The organism is Pseudoalteromonas sp. S1610 (assembly GCF_005887465.1).
In the GTDB taxonomy this organism is placed as follows: domain Bacteria; phylum Pseudomonadota; class Gammaproteobacteria; order Enterobacterales; family Alteromonadaceae; genus Pseudoalteromonas; species Pseudoalteromonas undina.
Genome location: NZ_PNDI01000092.1, coordinates 1 through 12,496, shown reverse-complemented (window position 1 = coordinate 12,496; position 12,496 = coordinate 1). Strand labels below are relative to the sequence as shown.

Sequence of the window (12,496 nt, the reverse complement as noted above, 5' to 3'; positions counted from 1 at the left end):
CGAAACCCGAAACCCGAAACCTTTAACACTTATCTATCAAAGCTTAAAAAACCTGCTTGCTTAATTATCCTACTAAGCGTAAAATGCGCGCTCATTTCGGCTTTTAAACTATTAATTCCTTGCCTTAAACCGACCGGCCGAAACGGTAGAAGGCTCTATTAACCGTAAGGAATATCCATGCGTCATTACGAAATCGTATTCATGGTTCACCCTGATCAGAGTGAGCAAGTATCTGGTATGATCGAACGTTATACTGGTTCTATCACTGAAGCAGGTGGTACTATCCACCGTCTTGAAGACTGGGGCCGTCGTCAACTGGCTTACCCAATCAACAAGCTTCATAAAGCTCATTATGTTCTTATGAACGTTGAAGCACCAACTGAAGTAATCAGCGAGCTAGAAACTACTTTCCGCTACAACGATGCAGTGCTTCGTAACTTAGTTATGCGTACTAAAAACGCTGTAACTGAAGCGTCTCCTCTTGTAAGAGAAGAGAAGAAAGAAGCACCAGCTGCTTAATTGTTTTGAGTCCTAGCATGGCACGTAGTCAGCAGTTACTATAATGGTTAGCCCATATACGAATCAGCTGGTTATATCGGGGGTAGTTTGTAAAACACCCAAGTTTAGCCAAAGCCCCGCGGGCATACCGCATTGTATTTTTGTTGTAGAACATAAATCAATGCAAGTTGAAGCAGATCTTAACCGTAATAGTTATGTTAGGCTTCAGGTGGTTGCCAGTGGTAAGCAAATGCAACAACAGACTCAACATTTGCACGTTGGGCAGGCATTGCAAGTGAGTGGTTTTTTAAATCGCCACGAAGGTCGTAACGGCCTTAGCCAATTGGTTTTGCATGCTCAGCATATAGAAAGAATTATTTGAGGAATTAATCTCATGGCACGTTATTTCAGACGTCGTAAGTTCTGCCGCTTTAAAGCGGAAGGCGTACAACAAATCGATTACAAAGATCTAGCTACTCTTAGAAACTATGTTACAGAAAGTGGCAAAATCGTACCTAGCCGTATCACAGGTACTAGCGCTAAATACCAGCGCCAGCTAGCAACTGCTATTAAGCGTGCTCGCTACTTAGCCCTTCTTCCATACACTGACTTACATAAGTAAGCAGCGGATTAACACGTTTTTAAAAGGTGTAGAAACATGCAAGTTATTCTACTAGATAAGATCGCTAACCTAGGTGGCCTAGGTGACCAGGTTGTAGTTAAATCTGGCTTCGCACGTAACTTCCTTTTCCCACAAGGTAAGGCAGTTCCTGCAACTAAAGCAAACATTGAAACGTTTGACGCACGTCGCGCAGAACTAGAAGCAAAAATCGCTGAACAGTTAACTGCAGCACAAGCACGCGCTGACAAACTTGAAGCATTAGCTGAAGTTACATTAGTATCTAAAGCTGGTGACGAAGGTAAATTATTCGGTTCAATCGGTACTCGTGACATCGCTGACGCTATCTCAGCTGTTGGTGTTGAAGTTGCTAAATCAGAAGTTCGTTTACCTCTAGGTACTATCCGTGAGACTGGCGAATTTGACGTTGCAATCGCAGTACACTCAGACGTAACAGCTACTATTAAAGTAATCGTTATTGCTGAAGCTTAATTTTTAGAATTAAGTTAAAAAAACCGTGCTTTGCACGGTTTTTTTGTGTCTAAAATTTATAACCCAAAGCAATAAATTGTTTGTTGTGGGTAAAATTAAGCACGTTTCTAAAATAAAGCTTCATTTTCTACAAATATTTTCTATTTCATTTAAACCTTTCTATTCTTCTGCGCGTCTTATAAGTTAAATTGCAATTACATAATTATAAACAGGAAAAATTTGCGATGTTAATGGACGCTAATCAGCCAATAACTGATCAAGTGCAGCAAATGCTTATTGATCAAGTTAAAAACGGCGACCAGTTAGCCTATAAAGCGCTCTATGACATGCATAAAGCAAAAGTTTATGGCTTATGCCTGAGGCTTATAGCCGATGAGGAGTATGCACAAGATGCTACCCAAGAAGTGTTTGTGCAAGTATGGAGCAAAATAGCGCAATTTGACGGGCGTTCGCAGTTTTCCACTTGGCTTTATAGTGTCGCCAGTAATATTGCTATTAGTTATGTGCGCAGACAAAAACATTGGCTTAATAAAGTAATTAGCTTTGAGCAAAGCGGAATGGATGAACAAGCTGCACATGACTGTAACGGATTAAATGGGCTAGATAAATTAATTGTTAGACTGCCTGAGCGCGCAAGAATGGTATTTGTGCTTTATGCAGTAGAAGGTTACAGGCATGAGGAAATTGCAACCCTGTTAGGTATGGCGGTAGGCTCTAGTAAGGCGCAATATCATCGTGCAAGGCAATTATTAAAGCAGTGGTATGAAAATGAATAAAACAAATTTTGATGACTACTTAAATGAGTCTTTAACCCAGTTAGATAAAAATATTCCACCAAAAAAAGAACTGTGGAATGGGATTGAACGCGCAATAATAGCTAATAATCAGCCCACTATTAATACTAACCAATATTGGCCAAAGCTCACCGCCATTGCTGCATGTTTTACCGCGGTTTTGGTCAGCACAGTATTGTTATTTAAAGTACCAGAGGCAAATACTGCAGTGGCAATGAGTGAGTTTTTTACTAAACAAAAACAAAGTTTACTAGTGCAATATCAAAGCCAAGCAGCATTGACCGACAATTGGCAAGTACAGTTACAAGAACTTGAAGATGCAGAGCAAGCAATAAAGCAAACTCTTGAAAATGAACCGAAAAACAAGGCGCTATTGTCTATGTTAGCGCAAGTTTATCAACAACAACTCGACTTAATTAACAAGGTGCATGCACCGCGTTGGCAACACATCTAGGAGAAATAAATGAAAGCAATAATATTAGGGATCGCTTTATTACCCATGGCCGTATTTGCTGGTGAAAAAATAGATCAGCAAATTGAGGTACCCAATGCTGGGGTGATCCACATTGAAAACCAGCGTGGTGATATTAAAGTGACAGGTTGGGATAAAAATCAATTTAAAGTAACCGGTGAACTTGATGATAAGGCACAAGGCTACACACTTAAAACACAGGGTAATAAAACCCAGTTTATTGTGAAAATGCCTGAACTTTCTAATTGGGATAATAACAACAATGGCTCAACGCTCACTATTTTTATGCCAAAAAGTAGTGCGCTAGAATTTGTGGGTGTTAATGCATCTATAACGGCCAAAGAGTTACAAAAAGGTACTGAAATTGATGTAGTTAATGGGGCTATTACAGTAAACGATCTTAATGGCGATATTAAGCTGACCACTGTAAATGGTGACATCAAGGCAAAAGCACTTAATGGTAAAGTTCAATTTGAAACTGTTAATGGTTCGATTGATGATCAGCAATCTAGCGGTGAAGTTCGTTTTAGTGCGGTTAATGGCGATATTACATCAAACTCGACGGCCAATGATATTCGCTTAGAAAACGTAAATGGCGATATTAACTTTAATTTAGATACAATTAAAGAGTTACAAATAAGCACCGTTAATGGCGAAGTTAAGGTACAAATTAACCGCCTTCTGAGTGATGCTGATGTGAGTTTTGAATCTGTTAGTGGTAACGCTGCGTTTTATTTCCCTGCTGATTTATCAGCACAATTTGAGGTGGAAGCACACGCTGGCGGTAAAATTGACAACCAGTTAACTAACGATCAAGTACAAAAAGCCAAATATGGCCCAGCAAGTGGAATTAAGTTTAATACTAATGGCACTGATGCTAGTGTAGAGATGAATACTATTAGCGGTGTTATCGAACTTAAACGTCAATAATTAGCTATTTTATTTCAAGTAACAAAAAGCAGGAAAAGATTTCCTGCTTTGCTATTTGCACAGCCCCGCCAAGTCGATAGAATAGAGCTATTCAATTTTAGTACTGTGAAGTTATGGCCAAACCAGATAAGCAAGTCGACACTCTTAAAGTTCCTCCCCATTCAATAGAAGCTGAACAATCTGTTTTAGGTGGTTTAATGCTTGATAACCAAGCATTTGATCGCGTAGCTGAACTTGTTGTGGCGCAGGATTTTTATACCCGTACCCATAAGCTTATTTTTGAGGCGATGACAGCTCTTGCCGAAATTGGTGATCCGATTGACTTAATCACAATTTCTGAGAGTTTAGAAAAAAATAACCAGCTGTCAGGTATTGGTGGATTTGCGTATTTAGCCGAAATAGCAAAAAACACCCCAAGTGCTGCCAATATTGACGCTTACGCAAGTATTGTTCGCGAGCGCGCCGTTGTTCGTGAAATGATTGGTGTTGCCAATGAAATAGCCGAAGCGGGCTTTAATCCTGAAGGGCGTACTAGCCACGACTTACTTGATTTTGCTGAAAGTAAAGTATTTAAAATTGCTGAGCAGCGTACAAAAAGTAGTGAAGGCCCACAAAGCATTCACAACATACTTGAAAAAACCGTTGATAAAATAGAAGAGCTTTATCAATCACCACAAGATGGTGTGACCGGTGTGAGCACGGGTTATGCTGATCTTGATAAAATGACTACAGGCTTGCAGCCATCTGATTTAATTATTGTGGCAGCGCGTCCATCAATGGGTAAAACCACTTTTGCGATGAACCTTGCTGAACATGCCGCAATGACTCAAGACAAGCCAGTGCTTATTTACTCACTAGAGATGCCCTCTGAACAAATTATGATGAGGATGCTGGCGTCCCTTGGCCGAATTAACCAAACTAAAGTACGTACTGGTCAGCTAGATGACGATGACTGGGCGCGCCTTTCATCAACCATGGGATTACTCATGGAAAAAGGCAAAATGTACGTTGATGATGCCTCAGGCTTAACACCTACCGATGTTCGCTCACGTGCACGTCGTATAGCACGTGATCATGGTGGTATTAGTATGATCATGGTCGATTACCTGCAATTAATGCGTGTACCTAGCTTGTCAGATAACCGTACCTTAGAAATTGCCGAAATTTCACGCTCACTCAAAGCATTAGCAAAAGAGTTGCAGTGTCCGGTTGTTGCTCTATCGCAGCTTAACCGTACTCTAGAGCAACGTGCTGATAAACGTCCAATTAACTCAGATTTACGTGAGTCGGGCTCTATTGAGCAAGATGCCGATTTGATCATGTTTATTTATCGTGATGAAGTCTATAACGAAGACAGTACTGAAAAAGGCATTGCCGAAATTATTATCGGTAAACAGCGTAACGGTCCGATTGGTAAAGTGCGCCTAACCTTCCAAGGTCAATTCTCTCGCTTTGATAATTACGCGGGGCCTGCTGTAGATGATGATTACTAATGCGCTTAGCCACTGCTGAAATTAATTTAACCGCGCTTGAACATAACCTAGCACAGGTAAAACGCTTTGCGCCCAATAGTAAAGTAATGGCCGTACTTAAAGCGAATGCTTATGGGCATGGTTTAGTCACTATTGCGCAACACTTAAATGAAGCAGATGCATTTGCGGTTGCGCGTATAGATGAAGCGTTAGCGCTGCGTGCAGGTGGCCTTACAAAACCGATTGTGTTGCTAGAAGGCTTTTTTCATCAAGAAGACTTACCTATTTTACTGGCGAATAATTTTCAAACTATTATTCATGACGAGATACAGCTAAAAATGCTGGAAAGTGTGCAGCTAGATGCGCCTTTAAATTGCTGGTTAAAAATAAATACCGGCATGCATCGTTTAGGTATTGCGCCTGAGCAGTTTGATATGTTTTATCAGCGCCTACAAGCCAGCCCAAATGCACAAAACAAAATAAACTTAATGACCCATTTTGCGTGTGCCGATGATGTAAAAAATACTAAAACAGTGCAGCAAATAACTTTGTTCGATAATTTAACCCAAAAGGTTCAACAAGCTCATTGTTTATCGAACTCTGCGGGAATTATAGCGTGGCCGAGTGGCCATGGTGATTGGGTTAGACCTGGGCTAATGCTTTATGGTGTATCGCCTATGGCTAATCACACAGGTAAAGATCACCAATTAAAGCCTGTAATGCGCTTAACCACTAAAGTGATAGCAGTGCGTAATGTGGGGGCACATGAGCAAGTAGGCTATGGCGGCCGCTGGCAAAGTGATAAATCTACGGTGTTGGCTGTGGTTGCACTGGGCTATGGTGATGGTTATCCGCGTCATGCGAAAGAAGGCACACCCGTGATTATTAATGGGCATCGTTACGGTATTGTGGGTAGTGTAGCTATGGATATGATCACCCTTGATATAGGTAATAACGAGCACAACGTCCAGGTGGGTGATGAAGTGATTATGTGGGGGCCAGAGTTACCAGTAGAAGAGATTGCACAATGTGCTGATACTATTTCTTACGAGTTATTGTGTAATATCACACCGCGTGTAAGTTATGAGTACCAGCGCTAATGTTTATTATTAAAGATATGCAGTAAGTTTACATTGCTGTCATGATCGTGATGCTAGCTTACTGGGTATGGTTACTCTTTTATAAAGTAAATATCGCTAAAGCCCATACGTGCAAACTCTTGGTCGCGAAAATTGCGTACCGCCGATGAACCTTTAGAGGTCATTTCAATTTGGCGTACCATGTTTAAGTAATTAGTTAAATCGATACCCTCAGCAGCCGCAATAGCCTGATACATATCGTGGTATTTATCTTTTGCGAAGTTAATTTCGCGCGGTTGATTTTTAAAAGTATAGGTAATTCTGCGTGCCATAATAAGCTCAGTTATATTGAGTGTTAGTGTAATTTTACACTGTATTTAAGTTGCGTTGAATGATTAGTTGAAATCAAATAATTAAAAAGTTGAGTTTGAAATGAAATTATCAGTAGAGATCAGTAAATACCCGCTTCATCAAGATTATATTCCCTTTATTAAAGGATTTATTGACCGGTTAAATACCTATGATGATTTAAAAGTGATTACAAACACATTGTCGACGCAAATTTTTGGTGACTATGACTTAGTAATGTCGGTACTTAGTACTGAAATAAAACGTTCATACGAAGAGTTTGGCAAGGCTATTTTTGTTTGTAAATTTCTTTCTGGTGATCTTTCTCCTGAATAATGCTTAATAGCTTAGTGAGCCAATAATGGACTTTATTAACCAAACTCTTGCTGGGTTTACTGCGATGTCACACTGGGAATATATTGCAGTGGCTTTGTCTATGACTTACCTTTTATTAGCTATCAAAGAAAACCTTTGGTGCTGGCCTGCGGCATTCTTTAGTACCTTAATTTACACTATTATGTACTGGAATGGCGCTTTATTAATGGAGTCATTGCTGCATTTTTATTATATGTATATGGCAGTCTATGGCTGGCTAGCATGGAGGAGGAGTGGAGTAGGTAAACAGGAATTAGCAATTACATCATGGCGGGTAAGTCAACATATTGGCATTATCAGTATAACGTCCTTAGTTGCGATAATTTTGGGCTATATAATGACTAATTATACCCATGCTGATTTTGCCTATTTAGATAGTTTTACCACTTGTTTTGCTGTTGTTACTACTTATTTAGTGGCCAAAAAAGTGCTGGAGAATTGGTTATATTGGATAGTGATAGATGCCGCTTCGATGTACTTGTATTACGAAAAAGGCTATTACCCAACACTTGCGTTGTTTATCTTCTACACGCTAATGGCAGCATGGGGGTTTAAAACCTGGTATGAAGAGTACGAGCAAGAGCAAGCTAAGCCTCTAGCTCAGCTATAAGAGCCACAATGACCTTTGACAATATAAGCGCTATATTTAGCGCTTTTGACCCGCAACTTAATGTTCTCAGTAGTGAGCGTTTGTATAGTGGTTTAAGTAACGATAATTTCCTTGTCCATACAGCGCAGCAAGCTTACCTATTAAAGAGTTATCGGGAACACTGGCCATCTATAGGCTTAGCAGCGCAAGCAAGCTTTGCAGAGTATAAAGTTTGTCCTGCACCAATGTGGCTCAATGAAGAAAAAAAGTTAGCCATTTTTGAATATATTGACGGTGATATAGCGCAAGACAACTACACATCTGAACTAATAAAAAAATTGGTCAGTTTACACCAACATAATATCGTAACAGAGCCAATGGATATTAAGTTCGAGCTTGATTACTACTCTGACACCGAACTTTATCAGCAATATCAGCAGGGGGTTGAATCAGCTTTAGTCTATATTTATAGCCAACCTAGAGATAACGGTTTTTGCCATAATGATTTAGTTAAAGAAAATATTATTCTCAACACAGAGGGCATGTACTTAATTGACTTTGAATACGCTAAAACTAACGATGTTTACTTTGATTTAGCTGCATTAGCAGTTAGTTTTGAGTTAACACAAATACAAAAAGCACAGTTACTGAAAACCTATCATTCATATTTACCTCAGGAGTGTAATTTTAGTCCCTCGATAGAAAAGTTAAAGTGTTATCAAGTAGTATTCTTAGTGCTTTGTATTTGTTGGTATTCTGCGCGTGGTGTCAGTGATAAGGTTAAAAAATTGTGTGAGCAGCTGGATTATCTAATTCAATAAATAGCCCAGCTTATCCCCAAGTAGTTATAAGTTTAGCTACAAACCACCAAACCGAGCTGCTAGCTCTTTATATTTAGCTACTTCATCGGCGTCATACTGTGGTTCGCCATTAGCATCTTCACTTTTGGCAATAAGTAAGCTTTCTCGTGTTAAGCGTTTAACTCGCTCGACTTTAACTCCTAAAAACTCAGCAACTTGTTCTGTTGACATTAACTTCATAATTACTTCCTCGTGTTTAATCTTTCCGTCCAGTGACAATAATAGATAATATGTGTCTAAAGCGTTACTGTTTTTTTATAGAATATAAATAAATAGCGCTTTTTTTACCTTTTGTTAAGTGATTAGCTTAAATTATAGACATGTAAACGAATCATGCTGGTATTTATACAAAGATGCCTTTATTATTGCGCATGCTAAAGCATTGATATCGCGAGTTGATGTGGAGGCAACAAATGTGCTCTCGTGGTGAAATGGATATCACGTGGCCCTCCGGAGGCTGAGTTGTAGGTTCGATCCCTACCGAGAGCGCCATTTGCGTTTTACTTTTTACTCCCCTTCAAAACGATCGTAGCTATTTAAATTAACTCACTATTTTTATTCTCAGTTAAATAATAATATTTGTAGCAATCTAATTTACACCGTTAGGCGTATACTCAGTGCTGCGGTTATAGTTTAATATCAATAGTCGTAGGATTTTAGTGTTAATAATTTATTATTACCCTAAACTCAAAAGCTAGACTTTTATAGCTAAATAATGCTATTAAAAGAAAATATTCCTTAATTATAGAAATCCTCACATTTATGTTAGTTACCTTACCTATATCAGAGCTTATTCCCGGCATGTACGTAAATAGCGTGACCAAGCAGCAGGAGAGTGTTGATGGTATAAAAATTAAAACCAGTGGTTTGGTACGTGATAAATCTATAATTCAGCGTTTAATTACCGAAGGAGTACTAGAGCTTCTTATTGATTTTACAAAAAGTGATGTGGCTGTACCGGCTAAATATAAAGTACAAGAAAAACCACAAGCCGCAGCTACAAATCAAGATAAGCCCGCTAGTAAAAAGCGAGTTGTCAGCTTGCAACAAGAGTTTGCCAAAGCCAGTGTTAGTTATGATGCCCACAACAGAAAATTACAAAGTATTTTTGGTGATTTAACCTCAGGTTTGTCACTGAATACTGATGCGCTTAATGAGATAAGTAATGAAATAGTCAGCTCAGTATTTCGTAATGAACATGCAATGACCATTTTAACTCGTATTAAAGATAAGCATAGCTATAACTGGCGTCATATGATCAACTGCACCATTTTTACAGCGGTATTCGCTAAGTATTTAGGGTATAAACGCGATGTTGTTCAGGAGCTTGCTATGGGGGCATTAATGCATGACCTAGGGCAGGCCAAATTACCTCAAGGAATATTCTCTAAACCTGGTAAAGTTACAGGTAACGAGATGATGGCAATAAAAAAGCATGTTGCACAAAGCTTAGGGTTATTAAAAGGTGGGAAAGGTATCACCTCTTTAATGTTAGATATGATTGTAAATCATCATGAGCGCCTTGATGGTTCTGGTTATCCTCGAGGAGTCGATGACAGCAAGATAAGTCGTCCTGCTCGGATTTTAGCGATTGTTGACGTATACGATGCGCTCACCGCAGACAGACCTCATCAAGAAGGGGATGAGCCTATAAATGCACTGCGTTATTTGTTGGCAAATAAACAGCTATTTGATGCAGAGTTAGTACAGCTATTTATAAAGTGTTTAGGTGTTCACCCGGTGGGTACTATTGTTAAGTTAACCAATGAGCGTTTGGCCTTGGTGCTAGAAGGTAATCATTCAAACCCAATTAAACCTAAAGTTAAGCTTTTTTATAACGCAAAACATAACCATCATGTTACCGCAAAAGATATTGATTTGAGCTCAAATAATAATGAAATAAAAATACAAGCAAGTGTAAAACCAGCTGATTATAAAATTAACTTACCTCGACTTTTAAAAGAGCATTTACTGCTTTAGTATTTTTGCATCGTCTTTTTCTGTTTGTTTTAGCAGAAATATACCCACCTAAAAAGCAATTTCCCATTAACGTTATCCACAGTAATGTGCCTAATTCTACATGCAGCGCTAAGCAGCAAAAAACCAAAGAAATAATTGCCATGCTAATGGCTGCTAACCAATAGAGATTAACTGGGTTGTCACATTTACCTGCCTGCGTACACGCGCAATAATTTGCTTTATAAAAGAAATAAACACTTAAGCCACAAAAAGTAAGCGCTGTAACAATAAGTAAAATGATCACTGTTTTCTCCCTTGGTGATTTTATTGGCAGTGTAAATTGCAACGCAAGTTAAGTCAATGCAAATGAGAATTAATATCATTAGAGTATATACTCTAATACCATACTTCTGCTCCGATGAGTTTTAAATAGTTGTTAAATTGTCGTTAAAAAACGTGTTTTTTGGCCTTTTTTAACGTTTTGGTAGGGTTTTTTATAAAAAATTAAGGTAGTGTACGCGGGTTTGAAACTCTAATAACAACACACATAGCTATCCAAACAGTAAGTTTGGCTAAGGACACAACAATGAAATTTACTAAAACTCTTATTGCTGCATCGCTGGCATTTGTTTCAGCTGATACCTTTGCAGCGGCTTTTCAACTTGCTGAGCAAAATGTATCTGGTTTAGGTCGTGCATACGCAGGTGAAGCGTCTGTAGCAGATGATGCCTCTGTGGTTGCTCGTAACCCAGCGTTAATGACGTTGTTTAAAGAGAAGCAACTTAGCGTTGCAGCTATGGCTGTCATTCCTGATGTTAGCCTAAAAGGCACAGGTAATGCCTACGGTTTAGATAACAGCGTACTAGATGATGACAGCATCGCACCTAGCGCGATTATTCCTGCTGGTTATTTCACTATGCCAGTAAACGATAAAGTATCGGTTGGTTTTGGTGCATTTTCTAACTTTGGCCTTGCCACTGAGTTTAACGATGATTACGCAGCTGGCCAAATTGCTGGTGAAACTGAAATTGTTACTGTAAACATGAACGCAAGTGTTGCTTATAAAGTATCTGAGCAGTTCAGTTTTGGTATTGGTTTAAATGCAATTTATGCAGAAGCGAAGATTATTCGTAAGTTTGGCGTAGTACCTCCTGTAAACCCTGCTATTGCATCTATTCCTGCAAGTGCTGATGCTGTTCACCTTGAAGGTGATGACATGGGTTACGGCTTAAACGTTGGTTTAATGTACCAATTAGATGAAAATAGCCGCTTTGGTTTTAATTACCGTACAGAAACAGATATTACTTTTGAAGGTGAGTACTCGAATGAACTACCTTCATTTATTCCTGGTGGGTTAAACGGTCAAGTTGAATTACCTGGCTCAGTTGAAATTACACTACCAGCAATTGCTGAGTTCTCGGGTTCTCACCAGTTAGATGAAAAGCTAGGCGTTCACTACAGCGTATTATGGACAGGTTGGAGCAGCTTTGACTCATTAGAAGCACAAGTTACTGCACCTACAGGTAGCAAGTTCAGTGCGTTTGAAAAAACAGAAAATTTCTCTGATGCAATGCGTTACTCAATCGGTACTGATTACCAGTACAGTGAAAATTTAATGCTTCGTGCTGGTTTTGCGTTTGATGAATCACCAGTATCACAACAGCATTTATCAATTTCTATCCCTGATACAGACCGTTTTTGGTTCTCGTTTGGTGGTAACTATGCGATTGATCAAAACTCAAATATTGATTTAGGTGTGAGCGTATTACGTGGTAAAACACAAAACTTTACTGAAAAAGTAGAAAGCGAAACACTACCACAGCAATGGTCTTTTGAATCAAAAGGTCATGCAGTATTATTAGGTGCTCAGTACAACTACACATTCTAATTCTGCCTAGAGCCTAGAGCCTAGAGCCTAGAGCCTAGAGCCTAGAGCCTAGACAAAAAAAGCCGCTTACAGCAAATGCAGTAAGCGGCTTTTTTTATACTAATAAATTAACTGTTTCCTA

The 12,496-nt window shown here is 39.1% G+C and carries 17 protein-coding genes and 1 tRNA gene; 15 read left to right on the top strand and 3 right to left on the bottom strand.

The annotated features are described in order from the left end of the window. Positions 1-177: 177 nt before the first annotated feature. From rpsF to alr, 9 genes are all read left to right on the top strand, one after another. Positions 178-519 (top strand): 30S ribosomal protein S6, encoded by a 342-nt coding sequence (gene rpsF / locus CWB77_RS17870; protein WP_008110420.1) that lies wholly within the window; start codon positions 178-180, stop codon positions 517-519. A gap of 43 nt (positions 520-562) precedes the next feature. After that, on the top strand, positions 563-880 hold the full coding sequence (gene priB / locus CWB77_RS17865) for a primosomal replication protein N (protein ID WP_008466122.1): 318 nt from the start codon (positions 563-565) through the stop codon (positions 878-880). A gap of 12 nt (positions 881-892) precedes the next feature. Further along, positions 893-1,120 carry a 30S ribosomal protein S18 gene (rpsR, locus tag CWB77_RS17860; protein ID WP_002962753.1) on the top strand — a complete coding sequence of 76 codons (228 nt, stop codon included), beginning with the start codon at positions 893-895 and terminating at the stop codon, positions 1,118-1,120. A 36-nt stretch (positions 1,121-1,156) separates the two neighbouring features. Then, positions 1,157-1,609: a 50S ribosomal protein L9 gene (rplI, locus tag CWB77_RS17855; protein ID WP_008110407.1), complete on the top strand. Its 453-nt coding sequence runs from the start codon at positions 1,157-1,159 to the stop codon at positions 1,607-1,609. A gap of 224 nt (positions 1,610-1,833) precedes the next feature. After that, a complete protein-coding gene (locus CWB77_RS17850) occupies positions 1,834-2,385 on the top strand; it encodes an RNA polymerase sigma factor (RefSeq protein ID WP_138571404.1) in 552 nt (183 codons plus the stop codon). Next, the gene (locus CWB77_RS17845; protein ID WP_013464154.1) at positions 2,372-2,857 is read left to right on the top strand and encodes a hypothetical protein; all 486 of its coding nucleotides are present in this window, start codon (positions 2,372-2,374) and stop codon (positions 2,855-2,857) included. The genes CWB77_RS17850 and CWB77_RS17845 overlap by 14 nt, the downstream gene beginning before the upstream one ends. A gap of 9 nt (positions 2,858-2,866) precedes the next feature. Next, positions 2,867-3,805, top strand: coding sequence for a DUF4097 family beta strand repeat-containing protein (locus CWB77_RS17840; protein WP_010390853.1), 939 nt, complete (start codon positions 2,867-2,869; stop codon positions 3,803-3,805). A gap of 113 nt (positions 3,806-3,918) precedes the next feature. After that, a complete protein-coding gene (dnaB, locus tag CWB77_RS17835) occupies positions 3,919-5,298 on the top strand; it encodes a replicative DNA helicase (protein ID WP_010390854.1) in 1,380 nt (459 codons plus the stop codon). Continuing rightward, positions 5,298-6,377, top strand: a complete 1,080-nt coding sequence (gene alr, locus CWB77_RS17830; RefSeq protein WP_138623855.1) for an alanine racemase — start codon at positions 5,298-5,300, stop codon at positions 6,375-6,377. Before dnaB ends, alr begins: the two co-directional genes overlap by 1 nt. 71 nt (positions 6,378-6,448) lie before the next feature. Here alr and CWB77_RS17825 read toward each other — a convergent pair whose 3' ends face one another. Next, positions 6,449-6,688, bottom strand: coding sequence for a DUF2960 domain-containing protein (locus CWB77_RS17825; protein WP_004588463.1), 240 nt, complete (start codon positions 6,686-6,688; stop codon positions 6,449-6,451). 100 nt (positions 6,689-6,788) lie between these two features. Here CWB77_RS17825 and CWB77_RS17820 point away from each other — a divergent pair, with 100 nt between their 5' ends. From CWB77_RS17820 to CWB77_RS17810, 3 genes are read left to right on the top strand one after another with little or no spacing between them, the layout of a single operon-like run. Beyond that, positions 6,789-7,040, top strand: a complete 252-nt coding sequence (locus tag CWB77_RS17820; protein ID WP_010390856.1) for a hypothetical protein — start codon at positions 6,789-6,791, stop codon at positions 7,038-7,040. A 25-nt stretch (positions 7,041-7,065) separates the two neighbouring features. Then, positions 7,066-7,689: a nicotinamide riboside transporter PnuC gene (gene pnuC, locus CWB77_RS17815; RefSeq protein ID WP_010390857.1), complete on the top strand. Its 624-nt coding sequence runs from the start codon at positions 7,066-7,068 to the stop codon at positions 7,687-7,689. Between the two features lie 8 nt (positions 7,690-7,697). Further along, the gene (locus CWB77_RS17810; protein WP_054202244.1) at positions 7,698-8,489 is read left to right on the top strand and encodes a phosphotransferase; all 792 of its coding nucleotides are present in this window, start codon (positions 7,698-7,700) and stop codon (positions 8,487-8,489) included. A gap of 36 nt (positions 8,490-8,525) precedes the next feature. On the opposite strand, the gene CWB77_RS17805 is transcribed toward CWB77_RS17810, so the two are convergent. Then, the gene (locus CWB77_RS17805) at positions 8,526-8,708 is read right to left on the bottom strand and encodes a hypothetical protein (protein ID WP_010390860.1); all 183 of its coding nucleotides are present in this window, start codon (positions 8,706-8,708) and stop codon (positions 8,526-8,528) included. A gap of 237 nt (positions 8,709-8,945) precedes the next feature. On the opposite strand from CWB77_RS17805, the gene CWB77_RS17800 reads away from it, so the two are divergent. Beyond that, positions 8,946-9,020, top strand: a tRNA-Arg gene (locus tag CWB77_RS17800). Positions 9,021-9,290: 270 nt separating this feature from the next. Continuing rightward, positions 9,291-10,508: a cyclic di-GMP phosphodiesterase gene (locus CWB77_RS17795; RefSeq protein WP_138623853.1), complete on the top strand. Its 1,218-nt coding sequence runs from the start codon at positions 9,291-9,293 to the stop codon at positions 10,506-10,508. Here the strand turns inward: CWB77_RS17795 and CWB77_RS18635 are convergent. Continuing rightward, entirely contained in the window at positions 10,468-10,791 is a 324-nt protein-coding gene (locus CWB77_RS18635; RefSeq protein WP_036980007.1) for a hypothetical protein, read from the bottom strand. The two genes, CWB77_RS17795 and CWB77_RS18635, sit on opposite strands and share 41 nt — an antisense overlap. Positions 10,792-11,073: 282 nt before the next feature. Here CWB77_RS18635 and CWB77_RS17785 point away from each other — a divergent pair, with 282 nt between their 5' ends. Continuing rightward, on the top strand, positions 11,074-12,375 hold the full coding sequence (locus tag CWB77_RS17785; protein WP_138623851.1) for an outer membrane protein transport protein: 1,302 nt from the start codon (positions 11,074-11,076) through the stop codon (positions 12,373-12,375). Positions 12,376-12,496 lie beyond the last annotated feature (121 nt).